The 24,951-nt window shown below is 71.3% G+C and carries 24 protein-coding genes and 1 pseudogene; 15 read left to right on the forward strand and 10 right to left on the reverse strand.

Translation table 11 applies throughout. The features are described from left to right. Positions 1-99: 99 nt before the first annotated feature. Positions 100-864, reverse strand: a complete 765-nt coding sequence (locus tag ACIGAN_RS11690; protein ID WP_309097218.1) for a GntR family transcriptional regulator — start codon at positions 862-864, stop codon at positions 100-102. A 312-nt stretch (positions 865-1,176) separates the two neighbouring features. Here ACIGAN_RS11690 and ACIGAN_RS11695 point away from each other — a divergent pair, with 312 nt between their 5' ends. The 6 genes from ACIGAN_RS11695 to ACIGAN_RS11720 all read left to right on the forward strand — a co-directional run bounded on the left by ACIGAN_RS11695 (position 1,177) and on the right by ACIGAN_RS11720 (position 6,748). Then, positions 1,177-2,457, forward strand: a complete 1,281-nt coding sequence (locus ACIGAN_RS11695) for an extracellular solute-binding protein (RefSeq protein WP_365087650.1) — start codon at positions 1,177-1,179, stop codon at positions 2,455-2,457. Between the two features lie 69 nt (positions 2,458-2,526). Continuing rightward, positions 2,527-3,516 carry a carbohydrate ABC transporter permease gene (locus ACIGAN_RS11700; protein ID WP_399856912.1) on the forward strand — a complete coding sequence of 330 codons (990 nt, stop codon included), beginning with the start codon at positions 2,527-2,529 and terminating at the stop codon, positions 3,514-3,516. Continuing rightward, a complete protein-coding gene (locus ACIGAN_RS11705) occupies positions 3,513-4,352 on the forward strand; it encodes a carbohydrate ABC transporter permease (protein WP_399856914.1) in 840 nt (279 codons plus the stop codon). Before ACIGAN_RS11700 ends, ACIGAN_RS11705 begins: the two co-directional genes overlap by 4 nt. Positions 4,353-4,361: 9 nt before the next feature. Next, positions 4,362-5,900 (forward strand): glycoside hydrolase family 3 protein, encoded by a 1,539-nt coding sequence (locus tag ACIGAN_RS11710; RefSeq protein ID WP_399856916.1) that lies wholly within the window; start codon positions 4,362-4,364, stop codon positions 5,898-5,900. Between the two features lie 57 nt (positions 5,901-5,957). Continuing rightward, positions 5,958-6,206 carry a helix-turn-helix transcriptional regulator gene (locus tag ACIGAN_RS11715; protein WP_309097223.1) on the forward strand — a complete coding sequence of 83 codons (249 nt, stop codon included), beginning with the start codon at positions 5,958-5,960 and terminating at the stop codon, positions 6,204-6,206. Further along, positions 6,203-6,748: a hypothetical protein gene (locus ACIGAN_RS11720; RefSeq protein ID WP_399856918.1), complete on the forward strand. Its 546-nt coding sequence runs from the start codon at positions 6,203-6,205 to the stop codon at positions 6,746-6,748. The genes ACIGAN_RS11715 and ACIGAN_RS11720 overlap by 4 nt, the downstream gene beginning before the upstream one ends. Positions 6,749-6,900: 152 nt before the next feature. Here the strand turns inward: ACIGAN_RS11720 and nagB are convergent, their stop codons facing one another. Together nagB and ACIGAN_RS11730 are read right to left on the reverse strand one after the other, a co-directional pair. After that, entirely contained in the window at positions 6,901-7,686 is a 786-nt protein-coding gene (gene nagB / locus ACIGAN_RS11725) for a glucosamine-6-phosphate deaminase (RefSeq protein ID WP_365738781.1), read from the reverse strand. 554 nt (positions 7,687-8,240) lie between these two features. Then, positions 8,241-8,993 (reverse strand): SDR family oxidoreductase, encoded by a 753-nt coding sequence (locus tag ACIGAN_RS11730; protein ID WP_399856920.1) that lies wholly within the window; start codon positions 8,991-8,993, stop codon positions 8,241-8,243. Between the two features lie 95 nt (positions 8,994-9,088). Between ACIGAN_RS11730 and ACIGAN_RS11735 the strand changes: the two genes are divergently transcribed. Beyond that, positions 9,089-9,739, forward strand: a complete 651-nt coding sequence (locus ACIGAN_RS11735) for a TetR/AcrR family transcriptional regulator (protein ID WP_365738775.1) — start codon at positions 9,089-9,091, stop codon at positions 9,737-9,739. Between the two features lie 369 nt (positions 9,740-10,108). Further along, the gene (locus ACIGAN_RS11740; RefSeq protein ID WP_311680478.1) at positions 10,109-11,575 is read left to right on the forward strand and encodes a sensor histidine kinase; all 1,467 of its coding nucleotides are present in this window, start codon (positions 10,109-10,111) and stop codon (positions 11,573-11,575) included. Between the two features lie 328 nt (positions 11,576-11,903). Here ACIGAN_RS11740 and ACIGAN_RS11745 read toward each other — a convergent pair whose 3' ends face one another. Continuing rightward, a complete protein-coding gene (locus ACIGAN_RS11745) occupies positions 11,904-12,161 on the reverse strand; it encodes a WhiB family transcriptional regulator (RefSeq protein WP_003992873.1) in 258 nt (85 codons plus the stop codon). 319 nt (positions 12,162-12,480) lie between these two features. Further along, a complete protein-coding gene (locus tag ACIGAN_RS11750; RefSeq protein ID WP_365087641.1) occupies positions 12,481-13,449 on the reverse strand; it encodes a diacylglycerol/lipid kinase family protein in 969 nt (322 codons plus the stop codon). A gap of 115 nt (positions 13,450-13,564) precedes the next feature. Here ACIGAN_RS11750 and ACIGAN_RS11755 point away from each other — a divergent pair, with 115 nt between their 5' ends. Further along, a complete protein-coding gene (locus ACIGAN_RS11755; protein ID WP_399856922.1) occupies positions 13,565-14,014 on the forward strand; it encodes a hypothetical protein in 450 nt (149 codons plus the stop codon). Between the two features lie 36 nt (positions 14,015-14,050). Here ACIGAN_RS11755 and ACIGAN_RS11760 read toward each other — a convergent pair whose 3' ends face one another. From ACIGAN_RS11760 to ACIGAN_RS11770, 3 genes are all read right to left on the reverse strand, one after another. Next, positions 14,051-15,187, reverse strand: coding sequence for an RNA polymerase sigma factor SigF (locus ACIGAN_RS11760; RefSeq protein ID WP_399856924.1), 1,137 nt, complete (start codon positions 15,185-15,187; stop codon positions 14,051-14,053). Positions 15,188-15,204: 17 nt separating this feature from the next. Further along, positions 15,205-15,618: a hypothetical protein gene (locus ACIGAN_RS11765; protein ID WP_003992877.1), complete on the reverse strand. Its 414-nt coding sequence runs from the start codon at positions 15,616-15,618 to the stop codon at positions 15,205-15,207. A gap of 273 nt (positions 15,619-15,891) precedes the next feature. After that, positions 15,892-16,152 carry a UBP-type zinc finger domain-containing protein gene (locus ACIGAN_RS11770; RefSeq protein WP_309098150.1) on the reverse strand — a complete coding sequence of 87 codons (261 nt, stop codon included), beginning with the start codon at positions 16,150-16,152 and terminating at the stop codon, positions 15,892-15,894. 62 nt (positions 16,153-16,214) lie between these two features. Between ACIGAN_RS11770 and ACIGAN_RS11775 the strand changes: the two genes are divergently transcribed. After that, the gene (locus ACIGAN_RS11775) at positions 16,215-17,813 is read left to right on the forward strand and encodes a Na+/H+ antiporter (protein ID WP_399856926.1); all 1,599 of its coding nucleotides are present in this window, start codon (positions 16,215-16,217) and stop codon (positions 17,811-17,813) included. A gap of 67 nt (positions 17,814-17,880) precedes the next feature. Here ACIGAN_RS11775 and ACIGAN_RS11780 read toward each other — a convergent pair whose 3' ends face one another. Then, a complete protein-coding gene (locus ACIGAN_RS11780) occupies positions 17,881-18,792 on the reverse strand; it encodes a 1-aminocyclopropane-1-carboxylate deaminase/D-cysteine desulfhydrase (RefSeq protein WP_365738768.1) in 912 nt (303 codons plus the stop codon). Between the two features lie 148 nt (positions 18,793-18,940). Further along, a pseudogene (locus ACIGAN_RS11785) lies at positions 18,941-19,348 on the reverse strand (DUF6010 family protein); the annotation flags it as partial. 313 nt (positions 19,349-19,661) lie between these two features. Between ACIGAN_RS11785 and ACIGAN_RS11790 the strand changes: the two are divergent. The 5 genes from ACIGAN_RS11790 to ACIGAN_RS11810 all read left to right on the forward strand — a co-directional run bounded on the left by ACIGAN_RS11790 (position 19,662) and on the right by ACIGAN_RS11810 (position 24,893). Beyond that, entirely contained in the window at positions 19,662-21,068 is a 1,407-nt protein-coding gene (locus tag ACIGAN_RS11790; RefSeq protein WP_399856928.1) for a family 2B encapsulin nanocompartment shell protein, read from the forward strand. Between the two features lie 111 nt (positions 21,069-21,179). Continuing rightward, positions 21,180-22,346: a family 2 encapsulin nanocompartment cargo protein polyprenyl transferase gene (locus ACIGAN_RS11795; RefSeq protein ID WP_399856930.1), complete on the forward strand. Its 1,167-nt coding sequence runs from the start codon at positions 21,180-21,182 to the stop codon at positions 22,344-22,346. 498 nt (positions 22,347-22,844) lie between these two features. Then, on the forward strand, positions 22,845-23,474 hold the full coding sequence (locus ACIGAN_RS11800; RefSeq protein WP_399856932.1) for a GNAT family N-acetyltransferase: 630 nt from the start codon (positions 22,845-22,847) through the stop codon (positions 23,472-23,474). 168 nt (positions 23,475-23,642) lie between these two features. Continuing rightward, positions 23,643-24,227, forward strand: a complete 585-nt coding sequence (locus ACIGAN_RS11805; protein ID WP_399856934.1) for a dihydrofolate reductase family protein — start codon at positions 23,643-23,645, stop codon at positions 24,225-24,227. A 441-nt stretch (positions 24,228-24,668) separates the two neighbouring features. Beyond that, complete coding sequence (locus tag ACIGAN_RS11810; protein WP_399856936.1) at positions 24,669-24,893, forward strand: hypothetical protein; 225 nt, start codon at positions 24,669-24,671, stop codon at positions 24,891-24,893. Positions 24,894-24,951 lie beyond the last annotated feature (58 nt).

The following is a 24,951-nucleotide window of genomic DNA, read 5'->3' on the forward strand; positions in this document are numbered from 1 at the left end:
AATCTAGGTCAGGGTGTGCCGGGAGCGGAACCCCTCGTCCGCAATGCGGTACCCAAAAGAAACCGGAGGCCGCGGCGGGCCGGTCGCGCCGCCGGCCGGCTACTCCTGGGGCCGCTTCAGCCGGGCCACGAACTTGTACCGGTCGCCCCGGTAGACCGACCGCACCCACTCCACCGGCTGGCCGTCGCGGTCCAGCGAGTGCCGGGAGAGCATCAGCATCGGCAGGCCGACGTCCGTGCCGAGCAGGCCCGCCTCGCGCGGGGTGGCCAGGGACGTCTCGATGGTCTCCTCGGCCTCGGCGAGATGGACGTCGTAGACCTCGGCGAGCGCGGTGTAGAGCGACGTGTACTTCACCAGGGACCGGCGCAGGGCGGGGAAGCGCTTCGCGCTGAGGTGGGTGGTCTCGATGGCCATGGGCTCACCGTTGGCCATGCGCAGGCGCTCGATGCGCAGCACGCGTCCGCCCGGCGTGATGTCGAGCAGCCCGGCGAGCCGGTCGTCGGCGGTGATGTAGCCGATGTCGAGCAGCTGTGAGGTCGGCTCCAGGCCCTGGGCGCGCATGTCCTCGGTGTAGGAGGTCAGTTGCAGGGCCTGCGAGACCTTCGGCTTGGCGACGAAGGTGCCCTTGCCCTGGATGCGTTCCAGCCGGCCCTCGACGACCAGTTCCTGCAGCGCCTGGCGCACGGTCGTGCGGGAGGTGTCGAACTCCGCCGCGAGGGTGCGCTCGGGCGGGACGGGCGTGCCGGGCGCCTGGGTCTCCGTCATGTCGAGCAGGTGCTTCTTCAGGCGGTAGTACTTGGGCACACGTGCGGTACGGACGGGCACCCCGTTCTCGTTCTCCGCACTGCTGACGTCGGTGCTCATGCTCCGCCTTCCCGGCTCGGTCCGCCGACACGATCTCACTTGTATACCGTCGGTGACTTGTTTGGTCTAGTCCACCACTCCCAGTGGTCTACCTGAAGTATGGCGGGTGCAGCCGCCTTTTCGCTGGCTTCTTACTTAAAGGTTCCTGCATATGTAGGTCGCATAACGGCTGGTCAGAGCCTTCTCGCGACCCTTGACAGGGTGGTGGGCCTGGGTCAAGCTCCCCGTACTGGTCTACACCAATGGTCCAGGCCCGGCCCCACGTTCACTGCGGGGAGCCAGGGGGGTTGTGGGATCCCTGAGGAGGGTGGCGTGAAGCGCAAGCTGACAGCCGCGATCGGTATCGCGGGCATGATGGTCTCCATCGCGGCGTGCGGCGGCGAGGGCGACGGGGGCTCGGACAAGGGCGCGGACGCCAAGGAGCTGACCGTCTGGCTCACCGTCGACGCCCAGAACAACTGGCCTGAGCTGGTGAAGGCCGCCGACGCCGCGGTGAAGAAGAAGCACCCGGGCCTGAAGATCAACCACGAGTACTACGGCTGGCCCGACAAGAACGCCAAGCTCGACGCCGTCCTCGCCACGGACAAGGTCCCCGACGTGGTCGAGATGGGCAACACCGAGATGCTCGGCTACATGGTCAAGGGCGCCTTCGCCCCCCTCGACCAGGGCAAGTTCGACAACTCCGACGCCTGGCTGGACGGCCTCAAGGCCTCGGTGACCTACGAGGGCAAGACCTACGGCGTCCCCTACTACGCCGGCGGCCGCGTCGCCAACTGGCGCAAGGACATCGCCGCCTCGGTCGGCGTGAAGACGGCTCCGAAGACGTACAAGGAGCTGACCGACGCCCTGGACAAGATCCAGAAGAAGCAGGGCGACAAGTTCAACGCCTGGTACCAGCCCACCCGCGACTGGTACGCGGCCATGTCCTTCGTCTACGACGCCGGCGGCGCCATCGCCACCGAGTCGGGCGGCCAGTGGAAGGCCACGCTCTCCTCGCCCGAGTCCCTCAAGGGCCTCAAGGAGTTCAAGAACGTCGTCGACAAGTACATGCACGGCGACAAGACCAAGGACGAGTCCGACCGTTACATCGTCTACGGCCAGGGCAAGTCCGCCATGATCTTCGCGGCCGCCTGGGAGGGCGCGACCGCCGAGGACCCGAAGAACGACAAGACCGGCAAGCTCAAGGGCAACCTCGAGAACTTCGTCATGCCCGGCCCGTCCGGCAAGAACATGCCCGTCTTCCTGGGCGGTTCCGACCTCGCCGTGCCGGTGAAGTCCGACGCGCAGGACCTGGCCGCCGAGTGGATCAACGCCTTCGCCGGCTCCTCCGGGCAGAAGGGCCTGATGGCCAAGGGCAACCTGCCCAACAACAAGACGGACCTCGCGACGCTGAAGAACGACCCGAAGACGGCCGTCCCGGCCACCGCGGCCGAGGCCAACTGGTTCGTCCCGATGGCCCCCGGCTGGGGCCAGGTCGAGAAGGCGCAGATCCTGCAGACCATGCTGCAGAGCATCGGCACCGGCAAGAAGTCCGTCGAGGCCGCCGCCAAGGAGGCGGACGCCGCGATCGACAAGGTCATCAACACCAAGTGACCTACGGGCGGGGCTCCCACGCGGAGCCCCGCCGTCGTCAGGACCTGAGGGACCGCCAAGGAGCGCGCGATGAGTGCCGCAGACACCACCACCCCCGCCAAGGTGCCGCCACCGCGGCAGGTACCGATGCCGCCCCCCGCCGCCCGGCGGCCCCGCGGGCAGCGCGCCTCGAGCGGTGCCGCCGCCCCCTGGCTGCTGCTCGCGCCCTGCCTGCTGATCCTGGCCCTGGTCATGGGCTATCCGCTGGCCCGCCTGGTCACCCTGTCCTTCCAGAAGTTCGGGCAGTCCCAGCTCTGGGGCTTCCAGCCGGCCGAGAACGTCGGCTTCGACAACTTCGCCAAGGTGCTCGGCGACGGTGAGTTCTGGGCCGTCGTGCTGCGCACGGTCGTCTTCGCCGGCGGGGCCGTCGTCCTCACCATGGTGATCGGCATGGCGCTCGCCCTGCTGCTCCAGCGCGTCTCGGGCTGGCTGAAGATACTGATCAACATCGTGCTGGTGGCCAGCTGGGGCATGCCCGTCATCGTGGCCACCACGGTCTTCAAGTGGCTCTTCGACTCGGACTACGGCGTCTTCAACGCCCTGCTCAGCAAGCTGCCCGGCGTCGACATGATCGGTCACAACTGGTTCGCGAGCGGCCCCGAGGGCCTGGCCGTGATCATGCTGCTGGTGGTGTGGGGGGCCGTGCCGTTCGTGGTCATCACGCTCAGCGCGGGCCTGACCCAGGTCCCGAAGGAACTGGAGGAGGCGGCCCGCCTCGACGGCGCCGGCTCCTGGGGCGTCTTCCGCTACGTCACCCTGCCCGTCCTCAAGCCGATCATCGTGATGCTCACGACCCTGTCGGTCATCTGGGACATGGGCGTCTTCCCCCAGGTGTTCGTCATGCGCAACGGCCACCCCGAACCGGAGTTCCAGGTCCTCAACACCTACTCCTACGACCGTGCCTTCGTGGTCAACGACTACGCCCAGGGCTCGGCCATCGCGCTGATCACCGTCCTGCTGCTGCTCGGCGTGGTCGCCGTCTACATGCGGCAGATGCTGAAGATCGGAGAGGTCGAATGAGCAGCACCCTGACCGGCCGCCGGGCGCCGAAGCTGTGGTGGAACCTCCTCGGGCTCCTCGTCTTCGTCACCGCCGGCTTCCCGCTCTACTGGATGCTCAACACGGCGTTCAAGCCCGCCAAGGACGCCATCGACCCGGACCCGAGCCTGCTGCCGACCGGCATCACCTTCGACAACTTCGGGCGGGCGCTGGACATCGCCGACTTCTGGGGCCCGGTGGGCCGCAGCATGTCGGTGTCGCTGGCGGTGGTCGTCGTCGGCATGGCCGTCGGGCTGCTGGCCGCGCTCGCCATCTCCCGGTTCGCCTTCCGCGGCCGGAAGATCGTCATCGTCGGCATCCTCGCGGTCCAGATGGTGCCGCTGGTCGCCATGATCATCCCGGTCTTCCTGCTCCTGAACGACCTGGGCCAGTACGACCGGCTCACCGGCCTCATCATCACCTACCTGACCTTCGTCCTGCCCTTCACGGTCTGGACGCTGCGCGGCTTCATCGTCAACATCCCCAAGGAGCTGGAGGAGGCCGCCATGGTCGACGGCTGCTCCCGCACCAGCGCCTTCCTGCGGGTCGTCTTCCCGCTGCTGGCCCCCGGCATGGTCGCCACCTCGGTCTACGCCTTCATCCAGGCCTGGAACGAGTACCTCTACGCCCTGATGCTCCTCAGCCAGAAGAACCAGACCGCGACCGTCTGGCTCGGCAACTTCACCACCAAGCACGGCACCGAATACGCCCCGATGATGGCCGGAGCCACGATGATGGCCGTGCCGATCGTCGCCCTCTTCCTCCTCGTCCAGCGCAAGATGGCCGCGGGCCTGACCGCGGGCGCCGTGAAGGGATGACCTCACCCGATGACGACACTCGCCAGCGCCACCGACACGCTCACCCGCGACGCCCTGACCGTCCTGCAGCCCGGCTTCACCGGGACCACCGCCCCCGACTGGCTGCTGCGCCGGCTCGGTGAGGGACTCGCCTCCGTCGGGCTCTTCGGGCGCAACATCGCCTCACCCGACCAGCTGGCCGCGCTGACCGCCCAGCTGCGGGCCGAGCGCGACGACGTCCTCGTCGCCATCGACGAGGAGGGCGGCGACGTCACCCGCCTGGAGGTGCGGTCCGGCTCGTCCTTCCCGGGCAACCACGCCCTCGGCGCGGTCGACGACGTGGAGCTGACCCACCAGGTCGCCCACGAACTGGGCCGCCGCCTCGCCGCCTGCGGTGTCAACCTCAACTGGGCCCCCTCCGCGGACGTCAACTCCGACCCCCGCAACCCGGTCATCGGCGTGCGCTCCTTCGGCGCCGACACCGCCCTGGCCGCCCGGCACACCGCCGCCTACGTCACCGGCCTGCAGTCCGCCGGGGTCGCCGCCTGCACCAAGCACTTCCCGGGCCACGGCGACACCGCCGTCGACTCCCACCACGCCCTGCCCCGCATCGACGTCTCAGCCGAGGTGCTGGCCGAACGCGAGCTGGCGCCGTTCCGCGCCGCCATCGCCGCCGGCACCAGGGCCGTCATGAGCGCCCACATCCTGGTCCCGGCGCTCGACCCCGACCACCCGGCCACCCTCTCCCGCCGCATCCTGACCGGCCTGCTGCGCGGCGAACTCGGCTACGACGGCCTGATCGTCACCGACGGCATGGAGATGCGCGCCATCGCCGGCACCTACGGCATCGAACGCGGCAGCGTCCTCGCCGTCGCCGCCGGAGCCGACGCGATCTGCGTGGGCGGCGGCCTGGCCGACGACGCGACCGTGCTCCGGCTGCGGGACGCCTTGGTCGCCGCCGTCCGCACCGGCGAACTCCCCGAGGAACGCCTCGCCGACGCGGCCGGCCGCGTCCGGTCCCTGGCCCGCTGGACGGGCACGGCCGGCCGCGCGGCCGAGGACCCCCACGGCAGCGAGATCGGCCTGCGCGCCGCCCGCCGCGCCCTGACCGTGACACCCGCCCCGGGCCTGGGCAGCCCCGAGGCCTTCGAACCCCTCACTGAACCTCCCTACGTCGCCGCCCTCACCCCCGTCGCCAACATCGCCGTTGGCGACGAGACCCCCTGGGGCGTCGCCGCCGAACTGACCCACCTCCTGCCCGGCACCGTGACCGGCAGCTTCTCCGCCGGGGACGGCACGGAGAGCGAGGCCGGACGCAACGCCGGCCGGGCGGCCCTGCAGGCGGCCGGTCCGCGCCGCATCGTCGCCGTCGTCCGCGACGAACACCGCCACCCCTGGATGACCTCCGCGCTCGACGCCCTGCTGGCCGCCCGCCCCGACACGATCGTCGTGGAGATGGGAGTCCCGCAGGCCGCCCCGCGCGGCGCCCTGCACATCGCCACCCACGGCGCCGCCCGCGTCTGCGGCCGTGCCGCGGCCGAGGTGATCGCAGGAGTCACGGGCAGCTGACGTCCCGATCGGTGAACCTGGTTGTAAGCCTGCGATCTGATGTAGTACTTCTTATACATGAGCGAGCAGGTGCACAACAGGCTGGCCATGGTGCGCGCCGAACGGAAGGTGTCGCGCCAGAGCCTGGCCGAGGCGGTGGGAGCCCACTACCAGACCATCGGCTACATCGAGCGGGGGCAGTACAACCCGAGCCTCGACCTGGCACTGAAGATCTCCAGGTTCTTCGGACTGCCGGTCGAGGCCCTGTTCTCCCTCGAACCGTTCCGGCCGCTCACGGACGAGGTCTACGGGAGGAACCAGCCATGACGACGACACGCCTGACCCGCTACGACCGGACCATGCTGCGGCTGATGAACGACCGCCGCGGCGCGGCCTGGTACGCCACGGCGGCCCGTCGCCGGCTGGCCGTCGCCATCCACGTCACGCTCACACTGGCCATCGGCGCCCTGATGACCCACCTGTTCCTCGCCGAGGACGAACCGCTGTGGACCATTGCCGTGATGGCGGTGCTGCTGCTCCCCTGGATGGTCGCGACCGGCCTGATCAACGGCGCCACCCGGGGCCTGCTGGAGCTGCGCGCCCACGTCCTGGACGAACGGCAGTCGGCCGAACGCAGCCGTGTCCTGGCCCGGGCCCACCGCGTGACGACCCTGCTGCTGGCCGCGGCGGCGGTCACGCTGCTGATCACGGGCGGCGTCGCCGGTGACGCCCCGCGGGCCTACGCGGCGCCCCTGCTCATCGCCGTCCTCGTCACCCACTGGGTGATGCCCCTGTGGGTGGCCGGCTGGCTGGCCGAGGACGACCCGGCCGACGACGACGTCCTGGCGGCCGGGGGCCTGCAGGGCTAGCGCCCGCCGTTCGCATCGGGTCGCAGGGTGGAGTCGGTGCTGTTCGGCGCCGGTGAGCGCCGGTGAGCGCCGACGAGCGTCGGCGACCGACGGCAACCCCGCGGAGGTGCGTGCCGGACCGCTCGTCCGCGGAGCGATCCGGACGTCAGGCCCTAGATGCCCTGCCAGTCGGGCTTGTTGGCGTACGTGTGCCGGAAGTAGTCCGCCAGCTTCAGCTTCGACGCGGCGGCCTCGTCGACGACGACGGTCGCGTGCGGGTGGAGCTGGAGCGCGGACGCCGGGCACACCGCCGCGACCGGCCCCTCCACCGTCGCCGCCACCGCGTCCGCCTTGCCCTCGCCGGTGGCGAGCAGCACCAGGTGCCGCGCCTCCAGGATGGTGCCGATGCCCTGCGTGATCACGTGGTGCGGCACCTGGTCGATGTCGCCGTCGAAGAAGCGGGCGTTGTCGATCCGGGTCTGCTCGGTCAGCGTCTTGATCCGGGTCCGCGACGCCAGCGACGAGCACGGCTCGTTGAACCCTATGTGCCCGTCGGTCCCGATCCCGAGCAGCTGCAGATCCACACCGCCGGCGTCCGCGAGGGCCTTGTCGTACGCCTCGCACGCGCCCTGCACGTCCTGGGCGGTGCCGTCCGGCCCCGTGAACTGGTCCATCCCGATGCCGAGCGGCTCCAGCACTTCACGCCGCAGCACCGACCGGTACGACTCCGGATGGTCGGCGGGCAGCCCCACGTATTCGTCGAGCTGGGCGATCCGTGCCCGTCCGACGTCCACGGCACCGGAACGCACCTTGGCCGCCAGCGCCTCGTACACCGGCAGCGGCGTCGAGCCCGTGGCCACGCCGAGCAGGGCGTCGGGCTTGCGCCGGAGCAATTGCGCCATGGCCTCGGCGATGAGCTCGCCACCCGCCTTCGCGTCCGGAACGATGACAACTTCCACGCTGGGCCTGCCGATCTGAGAGGGATGCTCGACTGGGACGGGACCCGGGAGGGGTCGTGTGGTTTAGACCAATCTAACAGAGCTGGGGCGCCTGTCCCAGGGTGCCGGACACCGCTCCCCGGCGGGCGGCAGCGCCGTGCCGACCGGGTCTCCGACGGGTGAACAGCACGCGTCCGGCGTGGGCGTTCCGCGGCCCGGGGGAGTGGAGCGGGAGCTGCCTCCGACACCCCCGGGCGGACCCGCCCGGACCGCCGCCGCCCCACGGACACCTCCGGTGATCCCCTCGGGCGCCCACCCCGGCCCACACCCACGAGGTCGCCATCGCCCGCTGCCAGGGCCCGGACGCGCCGCGCGCCCTGGTGGAGGTGAAGGTGAAGGTGGTGGTGAAGGTGGTGACGGAGACGTGGTGAGGGGGGCGGGGCGCGGGCCGGGGGGAAACAGTGCTGTGTACTGCGGGCCGGGGATACGGCTCTGCGTGCGGGCGGCCCGCGTCCCGAGAGGTGATCCGGTGCACGCCCTCGGGGACCGGGTGCCGCGAGGCCGGCGTGGCCGGGCTAGGTCAGCGACCCCCCGGTCACATCCACCCAGCTCCCCGTCACCCACCGGCCTCCGTCCGAGACCAGGAACGCCACCACGTCGGCGACCTCGGCGGGCCGGCCCACTCCGCCCAGCGCCGATATCGCCGCGGCCTTCGCCCAGCCGTCCTCGCTGCCGTGCAGCAGCTCGGCCGTGTTGTCCGTGTCGATGATGCCCGGCGCCACCGAGTTCACCGTGATGCCCCGGGCTCCCAGCACCTTGGACAGATCGCGGGAGAGGACGTCCAGCGCGCCCTTCGTCATCGCGTACGCCACGTTGTCCGGCATCACCGCCGTGCGGGCCAGCCCGGACGAGATGTTGACCACCCGGCCGCCGTCCCGCAGGCGCGACATGCCGTGCTTGAGAATGAAGAACGGGGCCTTCACGTTCACCGCGAAGACGTCCTCGAACTCGCGCTCCTCCAGCTGTCCGACGGGGCGCGTGCTGCCGATGGCCGCGTTGTTCACCAGGATGTCGAGCCCGTCCGCGTGCCGGTCGAACTCCTCCCACAGTGCCTCGGCGTCGCCGGCCACGCCCAGCTCGACGCCGAGGGGGAAGGCCGAGCCGCCCGCCGCCTCGATCGCGGCGACCGTCTCCTTCGCCGCGGTCTCGTTCCGCCCGTAGTGCACCGCGACCCGGGCGCCGTCCTGCCCGAGCCGCTCGGCGATCCCTCGTCCGATGCCCCTGCTCGCCCCCGTGACCAGTGCCGTCCTGCCGGTGAGCACACCCATGACGGGCCCCCTCGCATTTCTCTAGCGGTCGCTACAGAAATGACCGTACAACGGCCCGGCGTCATTTCTCTAGTGCCCGCTATAAAATGCACTCCATGGTGAACGACGACGGAACCGCCCGCACCCGCGGCGCAACCGCGCCCAGACCCCGCGGGCGCCCTCGCTCCTTCGACCGTGAGACGGCCCTGGAGAAGGCTCTCCTGGCCTTCTGGGAACACGGCTACGAGGCCACGTCCGTCTCCGACCTCACCCGGGTCATGGACATCGGCGCACCCAGCCTCTACGCGGCCTTCGGGGACAAGCGGTCCCTCTTCGACGAGGTCGTCCGCGTCTACGGCACCCGCTACGGCTCGTTCACCGACCGCGCCCTCGCGGAGGAGCCCACCGCCCGGGCCGCCGTGGCCCGCACGCTGCGCGAGGCCGCCACCGCGTACACCGAGCCGGGTCACCCGCACGGCTGCCTCGTCGTGCACGCCGCCGCCAACTGCTCCACGCCCGAGGTCGAGCAGTCGCTGCGGGACCGCCGCAACGCCAACATCGCCGCCTTCGAGAGCCGGATCAGGGCCGACGTCGCCGCCGGCGTACTGCCCCCGGACACCGACGCCGCCGCGCTGGCCCGGCACACCGGCGCGATGATCCAGGGCATGTCGCAACAGGCGCGGGACGGGGCGAGCCGGGAGGAACTGGAGGCCGTGGCGGAAATTGCCATGTCCATCTGGCCCCGCACAGGAACCCACACGGGTTAGGCTGCGTGGTGGACGCTCGCGCGTCCGGCGAGTCACGGAATTGACAATGACGAACAGCCTCCCACGCATGGACACCCCCGAGTGGTCTAGTCCACAATGCGTGATGAGAGCGCGTACCTCACGCGCACCAGACCTCCGTCTTCCCCGCACAGGAAGACGGACCGAGGAACCGAGGCTCTCTGCCCTGACTGCCCCGGCTCCTCATCCTTCGGCCGACCGGGACCGCACACCCCACGGCCGATACTGCTCCGGGCTGCGGTGCCGGGAGGGTTGAGGGTCCCTCTCAGGCGCCGCGGCCCGCGGGTGTTTCCGGGGTCCGGGTATTTCAGAGCCGTACAAACGCCCGGGTACGCTCGCCACGTGCCCTCCATGAACGAACTCGTACGCCAGCACACCGCCCTCGACGACACCGACCTCGAGTGGCTGCACCTGCTGGTCTCGGAGTGGCAGCTGCTCTCCGACCTCTCCTTCGCCGACCTGGTGCTGTGGGTTCCCACCAGCGACGGCACCCGGTACGTCTCGGTCGCCCAGATGCGGCCCAACACCGGCCCGACCTCGTACCAGGACGACATGGTCGGCCACCTCGTCCCGCGAGGCCGCCGTCCGATGCTGGACGCCGCCCTCGACGAGGGCCGCATCGTGCGCGAGGGCGACCCCGAGTGGCGCGAGGAGGTCCCCGTCCGGGTCGAGTCGATCCCCGTGCGGCGGGAGGGCCGGGTCCTCGGGGTCATCGCGCGCAACACCAACCTCCTGACGGTGCGCACCCCGAGCCGGCTGGAGCTCACCTATCTGCAGAGCGCCTCCGACCTGGCACAGATGATCGCCGCCGGTTCCTTCCCGTTCGCGAACCAGCAGCTCGACATGGACGCCTCGCCCCGCGTGGGCGACGGCCTCATCCGGCTCGACGCCGACGGCCTCGTCCAGTACGCCTCCCCGAACGCCCTGTCCGCCTACCACCGGCTCGGCCTCGCCTCCGACCTCGTCGGACAGCACCTCGGCAGGACCACGGCCGAACTCGCCCCGACCCGCGGCCCGGTGGACGAGGCACTGGCCAAGGTCGCCAGCGGCTGGGCGCCGCGCGAGTTCGAGATCGAGGCTCACGACGGGGTCATCCAGTTCCGTGCGATCCCCCTCAAGCCCAAGGGCACCCGCATCGGTTCGCTGGTGCTGCTCCGGGACGTCACCGAACTGCGCCGCCGCGAGCGTGAGTTGATCACGAAGGACGCGACGATCCGGGAGATCCACCACCGGGTCAAGAACAACCTCCAGACGGTGGCGGCCCTGCTGCGCCTCCAGGCCCGGCGCATCGAGTCCGACCGCGGACGCGAAGCTCTGGAGGAGGCGGTGCGACGGGTCGGGTCGATTGCGATCGTGCACGAGACCCTCTCCCAGAACCTGGACGAGCGCGTGGAGTTCGACGACATCGCCGACCGGGTGCTGGCGATGGTCGCGGAGATCTCCCCGGGCAAGGTCGCGGGCCGGCGCACCGGACGCTTCGGCATCCTCGACGCCGAGGTCGCGACCCCGCTGTCGATGGTGCTGACCGAGGTCCTGCAGAACGCGCTGGAGCACGGCTTCCGTGAAGGCGACACCGGCACCGTGGAGGTCTCGGCGGTCCGGGGCGGCACGACGAAGGAGGCCCGGCTGCTCGTCACCGTCCAGGACGACGGCGTCGGACTGCCGGAGGGATTCGATCCGCACACCGCCGGCAACCTCGGCCTGCAGATCGTCCGGACCCTGGTCGAGGGCGAGTTGGGCGGCACCTTCGACATGGTCCCGGCCCCGGAGCGCGGCACCCGCGTGATCCTGGACATCCCGGTGCGCGCGCAGAAGTGAAGTAGTGCTTCTCCCTGGCATCCCGGTGCGCACGCAGAAGTAGTGCTGCTCCCTGACATCCCGGTGTCCACGTGGAAGCGACATCCCGGTGTCCACGAGGAAGCAGCGCTTTCGCGGGGCGCGGGGCACGCGGCCCGCACCCGGGGACGCGCTCAGGCGAAGGCGCCGTGCGAAAGCAATGAGCCCCGGGCCATCAAGTGGCCCGGGGCTAAAGCTCGTTGCTGCTTAACTAAGCGCATCGGGGGAACTGCGCGCTGCGGCTCGGGGGCGGGAGATGCGTGCTCGCTGCACGCGCCGCCAAGCTCAGGCTGTCAGCAGGGGTGGGGTGTCAGGCGGAGGCCTGACGGGCCCGGTTGCGGGCGGCGCGGCGCTTCATGGCGCGGCGCTCGTCCTCGCTGAGACCACCCCAGACGCCGGAGTCCTGGCCGGACTCGAGCGCCCACTGCAGACACTGCTCGATCACCGGGCAGCGACGGCAGACGGCCTTGGCTTCCTCGATCTGCAGCAGCGCAGGACCGGTGTTGCCGATGGGGAAGAAGAGCTCGGGGTCTTCCTCGCGGCAAACGGCGTTGTGACGCCAGTCCATGGCTGCTACCTCTCCTTGGTATTACGTGCAGGTGCTTGTGAATGTGAACGCTTTCACGAATCCCTCAACAAGTGAAGGGCCGACCGCCAGGTTCCCTGGCGTGGGTCCTGTGAGTTGAAGAGGGGTTCTGGTGATCAGTGGAGGCCGGTGTTGCGGGCCGTCCCGATCGCCACGTAGAGACTCGCAAACCTCAGCGGCGGATACAACCCCTTCTGGAAAGTTTTTTTTGATTCTTCGGTGTCGACTAGGTCACAGCCGTACTTCCATGGGGTGGATCCTGGCCTAAACGTTCGAGTGAAAGGACTTTAGCCAGTTCTGCTCACACAATCACACGCAGTGCACGGCGTACGCCTGTGAACGTCACGCTGGTGCGCAGCCCCAGGTGGTCACCGTCCATCTGGAGGGGGAGCGGCACCTTCGAATGCAAGGTGAACTCGGTCAAGTCGTGCAGGGAGGTGGCGTGCTTGCCCTGGGGTCCGCGGTCCGGGGACGAAGTGAGCAACTGGGTGCCATACCGGGCAACCGCGGCGGTCGACAGGCGGCTGAGAGCGAAGACGTCGAGGCCGGTATCGAACGAGGCCTTAGGTGCCGCGTAGATCGGACGATTCCCCAAAAACGTCCACGGGGAAGTGTTCGAGACTATGGACAGCACCAGATCGGTCACCGGCTCCGCGCCGTCCCGTTCCAGGGTGATCGTCCCGTTCCGGCGGTTGGGCTCGCCGAAGAGCTGACGCACCACCTGGCGCACGTAAAGAGCGTGTGTGGATTTCCGGCCGCGCTCGCGGTGCTGCTCCACCCGGCCCACCACGCCGGCGTCGAAGCCGAGACCCGCGTTGAAGGTGAACCAGCGGGAGGGCACCGACTCGTCCTCCGTGCCCGGTGTGCCGGAGGTCAGGCCCAGCCCGACGGTGCGCTCGCTGCCGTCGCGCAGGGCGTCCAGCAGGGCGCCGGTGGCCTCCACGGCGTCGTTCGGCAGGCCGAGGGCGCGGGCGAAGACGTTGGTGGAGCCGCCGGGGACCACGGCCAGGCCGGGCAGGTGCCCCGGGGCGGGGCCGGCGTGCAGCAGGCCGTTGACCACCTCGTTGACCGTGCCGTCGCCGCCGAGGGCCACCACCAGGTCGATGTCGTCGCTGTCCGCCGCCTGCCGGCCCAGGTCGCGCGCGTGGCCGCGGTACTCGGTGGTGACCGCCTCGAGCTTCATCTCGCTGGCGAGCGCGTGGATCAGTACGTCGCGAGTGCGCGCGCTCGTAGTGGTTGCCGCCGGATTGACCACGAGAAGTGCACGCATGACTGGCAGCGTACCTACTGGGGGGTACCGGGCCCAGACCGAGGTGGGGATCGGGTAAGAGAGCGGGGGTGAACCTCACCACGGGGGGCGCACGCGCGAGGGCTACCCTTCAGGGGTGAGCAGTGAGCAGACCTCCACCACCTCCGAGACCACCGGCCCCCGCCCGCGGCGCGTGACCTACGCCGCGCTGCTGGCCGCCCTGGAAGGGCTCGCGCTGGTCGTCGGCGGGGTCTGGATCCTCGTTCTCGGCTTCACGGGCCACCCGGACGACCGGCAGCAGGCCGTCACCGGGGGCATCACGCTGATCGCGCTCGCGCTGCTGCCGCTGCTGGCCGCGCGCGGGCTGCTCGCCCTGCGCAGCTGGAGCCGCGGCCCGGCCGTCATCACCCAGCTCATGGCGCTGCCGGTGGCCTACAACCTGCTCCAGGCCGACAGCGTGGCCATCCCCGGCGGGATCGCCCTCGCCGTGGTCGCCGTCGCCTCGCTCGTCCTGCTGATCAACCCCGAGACGACCCGGGCCCTCGGGATCCGCGGGCCCGGCAACGCCGGCGGTACGGAGAAGTAGGCGGGACGGAGGGGAGGCCGGACGGCCCCGCGGCCGTCACTCCTCGACGAGGAGCTTCTCCCGCAGCTGCGCCAGCGTGCGCGCCAGCAGCCGGGAGACGTGCATCTGCGAGATGCCGACCTCCTGGGCGATCTGCGACTGGGTCATGTTGCCGAAGAACCGCAGCAGCAGGATCCGCTTCTCGCGCGGCGGGAGGTCCTCCAGCAGCGGCTTGAGCGACTCCCGGTACTCCACGCCCTCCAGCGCCTCGTCCTCGGCGCCGAGGGTGTCGGCGACCGCCGGGGACTCGTCGTCGGTGTCGGGAACGTCCAGGGACAGCGTGGAGTAGGCGTTGGCGGACTCCAGGCCCTCCAGGACCTCCTCCTCGGAGATCGCCAGTTTCTCGGCCAGCTCGTGGACCGTGGGGGAGCGGCCGTGCAGCTGCGACAGCTCGGCCGTCGCCGTGGTCAGCGACAGCCGCAGCTCCTGCAGCCGGCGCGGCACCCGCACCGCCCAGCCCTTGTCCCGGAAGTGCCGCTTGATCTCGCCGACGACCGTCGGGGTCGCGTACGTGGAGAACTCCACACCGCGGTCCGGGTCGAAGCGGTCGACCGACTTGATGAGACCGATCGTGGCGACCTGGGTCAGATCGTCCAGCGGCTCGCCGCGGTTGCGGAAGCGGCGCGCGAGGTGCTCGACGAGCGGCAGGTGCATGCGGACCAGCTGGTTGCGCAGCTCCGCGTACTCCGGACTGCCGCTGTCCAGCGTGCGCAGTTTGAGGAACATCTCGCGCGCGCCGCTGCGGTCCGGGGCACCGTGCTGCGCGCCGTGCGCGCGCTGTGCGCTCGGCGCCTCCTCCTCGGAATGTCGCTCGTGCTCGCTCATCGTCCCGCCCGTCGCCCTTCCCCGAGCCCTCGCCTCCTCCGCCCCGCTCGCCTCTCCGCGAGTGGGGGGAACCCCCTGGGCCGGGGAGGTGGTGGTCCCCCCGCCCGGAGGCGCGCTCCGCACGGCACCGTCCCGGCCGTGCCGCCCGCCGCCCGGGAGGACGGCTCCCGCGGAGTCGTCCTCGGGATGCGGGCGGGCCTGCTCGGGGATGCCGTCGATGCCCGCCGCCATGCGCCGGGCTCCGGCCGGACCGCTCACGCCCGTGCCCTCGGCCGGCAGCTCTCGTGTGCCGCGCTCTTCGTCCCGCACCGGCCCGTCCTCGCTCCTCACGCCGGCCCGGGTCCCGCGCCGCGCTGTTTGTAGAGGCTGATCGAAACGGTTTTGTCCTTGTCCACGGCGGAGGAGACCTTGCCCGCGAGGGCGGACAGGACGGTCCAGGCGAAGGTGTCCCGCGAGGGGGCATGGCCATCCGTGGTCGGTGCCGAGACGGTGACCTCGAGCGAGTCGTCGACGAGGCGGAAGACACAACTGAGCACCGAGCCGGGCACGGCCTGCTGGAGCAGGATCGCGCAGGCCTCGTCCACCGCGATGCGCAGGTCCTCGATCTCGTCGAGGGTGAAGTCCAAACGGGCCGCGAGACCGGCCGTGGCCGTACGCAGCACCGACAGGTAGGCACCCGCGGCCGGCAGCCGGACTTCCACGAAGTCCTGCGTCGCGGGCTCGCCTGCGATCTGGGACACCCTCACCTCCATGGTGGTACAAGCGTTTCAGGGCCGAGGGTCGCCCCCCGGGGTAACGCGATACGTGGTTCAGCGGTGACGCTATCGCGCTCTCGACGGTCCTGTCCCCGGGACCCCGACCCCTGTCGTCACTCACAGTAAACCTGTGGACACGCTCCGTGTCTAGGGGTCGGGCGGGCCCAAATGGGAAGAGCGCGCGCCGGATTGACGTACCCAGACGTCAGACGCTCGAACCGTCCTGGTGGGACCGTCCTGCGCCGCGGTGGTGGCGCCTCACACGAGGACATGGTCGACGAAGCACCAGCGCCAGGTCTCCCCGGGTTCGTGCGTCCGCATGACGGGATGACCGGACTCCTTGTGATGCGCCGCCGCGTGCCGCCCGGGCGAGGAGTCGCAGCAGCCGACGTGACCGCAGCTGAGGCACAGCCGCAGCTGCACCGGATCCGTGCCGTCCGCCAGGCACTCCGGACACGTCTCGCTGAGCGGGCCGGGTTCGGGGTGCGGCAGCGCGTCGGCGTGCGTGCACTGTTTCATGATTGCCAGGTTACGACGGTCGAGCGGAAGACCGCGCAGGAAAAAGAGGGCGGGCGAGAACCATGGACGTGATGCCACTGCTGGTGCTGGTGGCGGGCAGCGCCGCGATCGCTGCGGTCGCGCGGCGCACCCCGGTGCCGGCCCCGCTGCTGCTGGTCGCGGCCGGACTGGCGGTCAGCTACGTCCCCGGTGTGCCCGACTACACCCTCGACCCGCACATCGTCCTGCCGCTCATCCTGCCCCCGCTGCTGCACACGGCCGCCACCGACAGCTCGTACCTCGACCTGCGGGCGCAACTGCGGCCGGTCGCGATGCTGTCCGTCGGGTACGTGCTGTTCGCGACCTTCGCGGTCGGCTGGGCCCTGTACGTGATCGTGCCGGGCATGCCGCTGACCGCGGCCCTGGTCTTCGGCGCCGTCGTGGCACCGCCGGACGCGGTCGCGGCGACCGCGGTGGCCCGCCGGGTCGGGCTGCCGTCGCGGATCACCACGATCCTGCAGGGTGAGTCCCTGCTGAACGACGCCACCGCGATCACCGCCTACCGGGTGGCCCTGGCCGCCGCCGTCGGGGAGGGCGCCACCTGGGCCGGGGGCATCGGCGAGTTCCTGGTCGCCGCGATCGGCGGCGTCGTGGTCGGACTGGTGCTGATGGCGCCGATCCACTGGCTGCGCACCCACGTGAAGGAAGCGCTGCCGCAGAACACGCTCTCCCTGCTGATCCCGTTCGTCGCCTACGCCGTCGCCGAGCAGGTGCACGCCTCCGGTGTCCTCGCCGTCGTCGTGGTCGCGCTCTACCTGGGACACCGCGCGTGGGAGGTCGACTTCGCCACACGCCTGCAGGAGGAGGCGGTGTGGAAGATGGTCGCCTTCGTCCTGGAGTCCTCGGTGTTCGCGCTGATCGGACTGCAACTGCCGGTGGTGCTCCGCGGCCTCGGCGAGTACGAGGGCGTCGAGGCCGCCTGGTACGCCGTCGCCGTCTTCCTGGTGGTCGTCGCCGCCCGGTTCGTGTGGGTGTATCCGGCGACCTTCCTGCCACGGCTGATGTCGGCGCGCATCCGGGAGCGGGAGGGGGAGCTGACCTGGAAGGGGCCGTTCGTCATCGCCTGGGCCGGCATGCGGGGCGTGGTCTCGCTGGCGATCGCCTTCTCGATCCCGCTCACCCTGCACGACGGAGAGGAACCGTTCCCGCAGCGCAACCTGATCCTCTTCCTGACCTTCACGACCGTCATCGGCACCCTGGTCGTGCAGGGCCTGACCCTGCCCCCGCTGATCCGTCTGCTCAAGTTCCCCGGGCGGGACGCGCAGGCCGAGACGCTCGCCGAGGCCAACGCCCAGGCGCAGGCGTCCCGGGCCGCCGAGCGACGCCTGGACGAACTCCTCTCCGACGAGCGCAACGCCCTGCCCGCCCCGCTCGCCGACCGGCTGCGCACCGTCCTGGAACGCCGCCGCAACGCCGTCTGGGAGCGGCTCGGGCAGGCCAACCCGGTCACCGGGGAGTCCGTCGACGACACCTACCGGCGTCTGTCACGGGAGATGATCAGCGCCGAGCGCGAGGTGTTCGTCAGGCTCCGGGACGGCCGCTACATCGACGACGAGATGCTGCGCACGCTGCTGCGCCGGCTGGACCTGGAGGAGGCGGCGGCCTTCCGGGAGGCGACGTAGCGGCGTCCCCGGGCCTCCGCAGCCCCGGAGAGCCGCCCCGGCGCCGGGGCGGAGGGCGGTCGCGCCGTCAGGGAAAGGGGCGGCCCGTGATCACCGCCGCCACCGTCGTCCCGCGCGGGAAGGCGCCCTCGCCGGCCAGGGTGACGAGCGCGTACAACAGCTTGGCGACATACAGGCGTTCGACGGGCACGCCGTGACGCTGCTCGAAGTCCGCGGCGAAGGCGTCGAGCTGCGCGGGCACGCGCGCGTAGCCGCCGAAATGGAAGCGGTCGTCCATCTCCCAGGCGCCCCGCCGGCCGCCGAATGCCTCCCGCTGCAGGGCCTCCGTGTCGGCGGCCAGGAAACCGCCCTTGAGGACCGGCACGCCCAGCGCGCGCTGTCCGGGGCCGAGACCGGCGGCCAGCCCGGCCAGCGTGCCGCCCGTGCCGCAGGCCACGGCGACGACGTCGGCCAGGCCGCGCAGTTCCGCGCCGAGTTCCCGGCAGCCCCGGACCGCCGCGGCGTTGCTGCCGCCCTCGGGGACGACGTACGCGTCCTCGGCGTCCGCCGCCCGCAGGAGCGCGGCCAGGACCGGCGCCTCGGACTTGCGGCGGTAGGCCGCCCGGTCGGCGAAGTGCAGCCGCATGCCGTCGGCGGCGCACCGGGCCAGCGAGGGGTTGAGGGGCCGGCCGGCCAGCTCGTCGCCGCGTACGACGCCGACGGTGGGGACGCCGAGCAGGCGGCCCGCCGCGGCCGTGGCGCGCAGGTGGTTGGACCAGGCACCGCCGAAGGTGACGACGGTACGGCCGCCCGCCGCCGCCAGGTTGGGCGCCAGCTTGCGCCACTTGTTGCCGGTCAGCTCCGGGTGGATCAGATCGTCCCGCTTGAGCAGCAGCCGCACGCCCCGGCGCTCGAACCGGCCGTCGGCGACCTCCTGCACCGGCGAGGGCAACCGGGGGCGCAGACCGGCGAGGCTGCCGGGGGTGTCGGGGCTGGTCACCGGGCCATTGTCACCCGGTGGCGGAAGGGGCGGCACCGGTCGTCCCGCTGCCGCCCTCGTCGGCGGAGCGTCCGGCCGGGGACCCGTGCGGGCCGAGGACCACCGACGCGCTTCCCGGGAAGCCGTGGTCCGCACCGGTCGTCGCGCCGGGCGGCGACGCCCCGGCTCCGCGCCGGTCGCGCACCCACGCCACGAGTGACGGTCCGCCCCGCAGGCACCACAGCGCGATCACGGGGTCGCAGATCGCGCAGCCCAGCGAGGAGGTGTGGGCGAACGGGATGATCGGGTTGCCCTTGATGTGGTGCACGACGTCCCACACCGTGTGCAGCAGCCAGCCGACGCCGATCCACGTCCACGACTCCAGGCCGCGGAACGCCACGTAGGTCAGGAGCGCGGTGAAGGCGAACTCCCAGCCGCCCAGGCCGCCGCCGCTGAGGTACGCGGCGCCGGCACCGGCGACCATGACCGCGTTCAGGCGCCGCCGGTGCGGTTCGCGGACCAGGGACATCACCAGGGCGTAGAGGAGGCCGATGCCGATCGGCGCGACGTACTGCATGGCGGGGCCGTTTCTGCGGGCGGAAAGGGAACGGATCATCACGCTAGAACCGGCCCGGCCCGCCTCCCAGAGGAACGGCCGTCAGGTTTCCACGGATTGTCGCCAGCCGCCCGCGGCCCCGGGCCGTCCGGCTCTGTGCAGCGGTCTGTTCGAACACGCTCGCAGGGAAACGCGCGCCTCATGCCCAGCAGTATGAAGATCCATTCCCGCTCTTTCGGGTAATACCACCGCTGCGCTCCGTGAGGAAGGCTGGAGGGGCACATCGATGCCCGAGGCAAGTGGGCGTCGGTCACAACCGGGAGGGCAGTTCTCTATGTCGGTAGGCGAAGAGGTCCGCACGGAGCAGACCAAGCCGCAGCAGAGTCTCGGCACGGCGGCCGCGCGGAACCTGGCCACCACGACCAAGTCCGTGCCGCAGATGCAGGAGATCAGCTCCCGCTGGCTGCTGCGGATGCTGCCGTGGGTCGACATCCAGGGTGGTACGTACCGGGTGAACCGGCGGCTGACGTTCGCCGTGGGCGACGGTCGGCTGACGTTCGTCAAGACCGGCGACCGTGTCGAGATCATCCCCGCGGAGCTGGGCGAACTGCCGGCGCTCCGCTCCTACGAGGACGAGGAGGTGCTGTTCGAGATCGCCCGCCGCTGCGAGCAGCGCGAGATCCCGGCGGGTGAGGTGATCGTCCCCTTCGGCAGCCCGTCCGACGAGGTGTACCTGCTGGCGCACGGCCGCGTCGAGAAGGTCGGCACGGGCCCCTACGGCGACGACGAGTCCCTCGGAGTCCTCGCCGACGGCGCCTACTTCGGCGACGACGCGCTGCTGAACGAGGACGCCATCTGGGAGTACACGGCCCGCGCGCTCACCGCGTGCACCGTCCTGGTGCTGCCCCGGCGGGAGTTCGCCCAGATCGCCGAGCGCTCGGACACGCTGCGCGAACACCTCCAGCACATCCGCTCGATCCCCTCGCAGCGCTCCAACAAGTACGGCGAGAAGGAGATCGACCTTGCTTCCGGCCACTCCGGCGAGCCGGACATCCCGCACACGTTCGTCGACTACGAGGCCAGGCCCCGCGAGTACGAACTGAGCGTCGCCCAGACCGTGCTGCGCATCCACACGCGCGTGGCCGACCTGTACAACCAGCCCATGAACCAGACCGAGCAGCAGCTCCGGCTGACGGTCGAGGCGCTGAAGGAGCGCCAGGAGCACGAGCTGATCAACAACCGCGACTTCGGACTCCTGCACAACTGCGAGTACGACCAGCGGATCCAGCCGCACGACGGCGTGCCCAGCCCGGACGACCTGGACGAGTTGCTCAGCCGGCGCCGCGGCACCAAGCTCCTGCTCGCCCACCCGCGCGCGATCGCCGCGTTCGGCCGTGAGCTCAACAAGCGGGGACTCGTCCCGGAGACCATCGACATGGCCGGGAACCGCATCCCCACCTGGCGCGGCGTGCCGATCTTCCCGTGCAACAAGATCCCGGTGACGGAAGCGCGCACGACGTCGATCATCGCCATGCGTACCGGCGAGAGCGACCAGGGCGTCATCGGCCTCCGGGCCTCCGGCATCCCGGACGAGATCGAGCCCAGCCTGTCGGTGCGCTTCATGGGCATCAACGAACAGGCCATCATCAAGTACCTGGTCACGGCCTATTACTCGGCAGCGGTGCTGGTACCGGACGCGCTCGGTGTCCTGGAGAACGTCGAGATCGGCCGCTGGCGGTGACGCCTGCGGCAGGCCGGCCGTGTCCCGCCCCGGCGGGACGGGTACACCCTGGGGGTACGCGCCCGGCGGCGGGCCAGGCGCCACCGTCCGTTCCTTCTCCGAGGCGGTCCCATGGGTGAGTCCCTCACGGAGTGCAGGACGGGGCCGACGCTGCCCGCCCCCGGTGGGCAGCACGGTGCCGAGCCCCGGCCGGCGCCCGGAGCAGCGGAGAAACGGGGGCCCGCCGGGACCCGGCAGGACGGCCCGGGACCGGCCGAGGGGCAGGAGGCGATCATGCTCCTGGAGCGGGCCCGGGCGGAGGTCGACCCGGTGCTGCGGGCCGCGCTCGACTCGCTGCCCGGGCCGATGCGCCGGGTCGCGCGCTACCACTTCGGCTGGGAGCGGGCGGACGGCACACCGGCCGAGGGCGGCTCGGGCAAGGCGATCCGCCCCGCGCTCGTCCTCACCGCGGCGGCCGCCCTGGGGGGACCCGAGGCGAGGGGGCGGGCGGTCCGGGCGGCGGCCGCGGTGGAACTGGTCCACAACTTCACGCTGTTGCACGACGACGTGATGGACCGCGACGCCACCCGCCGGCACCGGCCCACCGCGTGGAGCGTGTTCGGTGACGCCGACGCGATCCTCGCCGGGGACGCCCTGCAGGCGCTGGCTCTGCGGCTGCTCGCCGAGGACCCGCATCCGGCGTCGCGGGCGGCCGCCGTCCGGCTCACGGACTGCGTGATCGAACTGTGCGCGGGGCAGCACGCGGACACGGCCCTGGAGCGGCGCGTCCCGGCCGAGGTCGCGCTCGACGAGGTGCTCGCCATGGCGGAGGCCAAGACGGGCGCCCTGCTGGGCAGCGCCTGCGCGATCGGCGCGCTGTACGCGGGTGCCGGGGAGGCGGACGTGGCCGCGCTGGACGCCTTCGGCCGGGAGGCCGGGCTGGCCTTCCAGCTCATCGACGACGTCATCGGCATATGGGGCGACCCGGGCCGCACCGGCAAGCCCGTCGGCGCGGACCTGGCCGCCCGCAAGAAGTCCCTGCCGGTGGTCGCGGCGTTCGTCTCCGGCACGCCCGAGGCCGCCGAGCTCGCCGACCTGTACGCCCGACCCACCGAGGAGGAGGATCTGGACCACATCGCCCTGACCGTGGAGCGCGCGGGCGGCCGTGACTGGGCCCAGGACCAGGCGGCCGACCGGATGGCCCGGGCGATGCAGCAACTGGCGCACGCGGTACCGGATCCGGAGGCGGCGGGAGGCCTGCTGGCCCTCGCCGAGTTCGTGACCCGACGCACCGGGTGACGGCCGACACGGCCGGAGGCCGGTCGTTCTGAAACCGACAGCGCACTGGGACCGACAGCACTGGTAACCGACACGAACGACCGGAGGCCGCCGGTACCGGGGCGCCGGCATCGGGGCCACCGATATCGAAGGCCGGCACGCACCACCGCAGGCCGGTCGGACAGCACCTGACGGGCCCTCGGGTGACCGAAGGCCCACGTCGCGTTCCCTTCGGCCGGCGACCGAAGGGCAGAGCCCCGGGGCACCGGGGCCGTGCGGATCCTGACACCGCACGGCACCGGACCCCGGCCGGCGGGTCCCGCACTTCCCCACGGTGTGCGGGGCCCGCCCCTCACTCGTGTCACGCACCTCTCTTTGGACGTGCGTTCGACACGTTTCCGCCAAGGTCCGGTCCGATCCTCCGCCCCGGCCCCCGGCCGCCCTACGATCAACGCCCGTCGGAGCGGTGACACCACCGGTGCCCGGCACCACTGGTCGGCGCAGGCGAAGGGGCGGGACATGGGCGTGGCGATCCGGACGGCGGGCGTGGCGGACCGGGAGCTGATCGTCCGGCTCCTGGACGAGGCCTTCCAGGACGACCCCGTGAGCGGCTGGGTCTTCCCCGGGACCGCCGAGCGCCGGGCCAAGCACCCCGGGCTCATGGCCGCCTTCACCGACATCGTGCTCGCGTCCGGCCGTGTCGACGTCACCGAGGACGGCTCGGCCTGCGCGCTGTGGCTCTCCATGCCGGCCGAGGACGGCCGCGGCGGGGACGGCGCCGCCGACGCCGGTGAGGACGAGGGACCGGCCCAGGTGCGGCAGGCCGTCGACCCGGACAACGCGCGCATCGAGCAGATCGGCCGGCTCACGGCGGCGATCCATCCCTCCGGGCGGGCGCACGAGTACCTGTGGATGATCGGCGTGGCCCCCGGCCGCCAAGGCGAAGGACTCGGCACCGCGCTCATCGGGTCGGTCCTCGACCGCTGCGACCGCGAGGGGCTGCCCGCCTATCTGGAGGCGAGCAACGCCCGCAGTTGCAAGCTGTACGAACGTCTCGGCTTCGAGCAGGCAGGCCCCGTCCTTGAGCTTCCCGACGGCCCGGTGATGTGGCCGATGTGGCGCGAGCCCCGTACGACGAGGACCGCCTAGCCCTCCCCGGAGCACTGCGACACCCCTCCACCCCGGGTGGCCGGACCGCTTCACCGACCATGCGGAGGCCTCTCTGCCACTTACACGGGCACGCATATTCTCTTGCAGCCACTACAGCGGGAGTACTACAACTGGAGTTGTAACATGCGGCCTACGAAATGAGACCTCTTGCGAAAGCTCACGTACTTCATCGCCTGCTCGCTCGACGGCTTCATCGGGGACCCGGACGGTGACGCGACGGCGATGATGCGGCTCCTCGACGAGGAGTTCCTCGCCTACCTGCGGGACGAATATCCCGAGACCGTGGCCACCCACGGCCGCCGGGCCCTCGGCTTCGACGACCTGCCGAACAAGCGGTTCGACACGATCATCCAGGGCCGGGGCAGCTACGAGCTGGCCCTGAAGGAGGGCATCACCAGCCCGTACGCCCACCTGCGCGAGTACGTCGCCTCCGGCACGCTGACGCAGTCGCCCGACCCGAACGTCGAGATCATCTCGGCCGACCTGACCGGGAAAGTCCGGGAACTGAAGGCGGAGGAGAGCGAGTTCGGCATCTACCTCTGCGGCGGCGCCAAGGTCGCCGGCGCGCTCTTCGACGAGATCGACGAGCTGATCATCAAGTCCTATCCGTTGGTGTACGGCCGGGGCATGCCCATGTTCGAGTCGGGGTTCGCGGTCTCCGAGTTCGGCCTGGAGTCGGTGCGCGCGTTCGGCAACGGCGTGGTGGTGCGCACGTACGGCAGGAAGCGCTGAGCCCCGTACCGGCCTACCCTGAAGGCATGGGCAGCGAGGAACACGTCTGTCCCACCTGTGGACAGCCAGTGGAAACAGTCGTCCGGCGCCACAAGACGCTGGGCACATGGGTTCCGAGGTGGGTCGCGGGCCCGTGCCGCAACCCCGAGTGCGGGGCCTACGACGCGGAGAGCGCGGAAGCCGGCCACCCGGGTGAGGGCGCCCGGCCGCCGGGGCCCGCCGAGGCGGCCCGGCCGGCCGAGGGCTCCGCCCCCGCGGTGGCCCCGGGCCCGGTGAAGAGCCCGCCGGAAATGGCCCCCCGGGAGACCGTCACGGAGAATCCCTGAGCGGCCAGGCTCGGACGGACCGGCCGGCGGGCGGCCGCCACCACACCTTCCGCTCCTTCCGCGAGCAGGGAATCTCCCCGCGCGGGACGTCTCGTCGAGGGACTAGCGTGCAGGCATGGGCATGACGGGGGAGCGACGTCGCAGGGTGTGGCGATGGGCCGTGACCGTGTGGGCGCTGGTCGTGGTCGTCGCGGGCGGGCTGACGCTGTGGGCGCAGGACTCGACGGAGCCGCAGGGGCCGTACGTCCGGGAGCGGACGGATCCCGACGAGCCGGAACTGCCGCCCTGCCCCGTGCCCGAGGTGGGCGAGAGGGCGTGCATGTACGTGGAGGGGAGCTAGGGCCTGGCTGACCATTCGCGCCTGCCCTCTGGGCGACGGCGGGAACGGTCAGACAGAC

Source organism: Streptomyces sp. NPDC085931 (assembly GCF_044540565.1).
Lineage (GTDB): Bacteria > Actinomycetota > Actinomycetes > Streptomycetales > Streptomycetaceae > Streptomyces.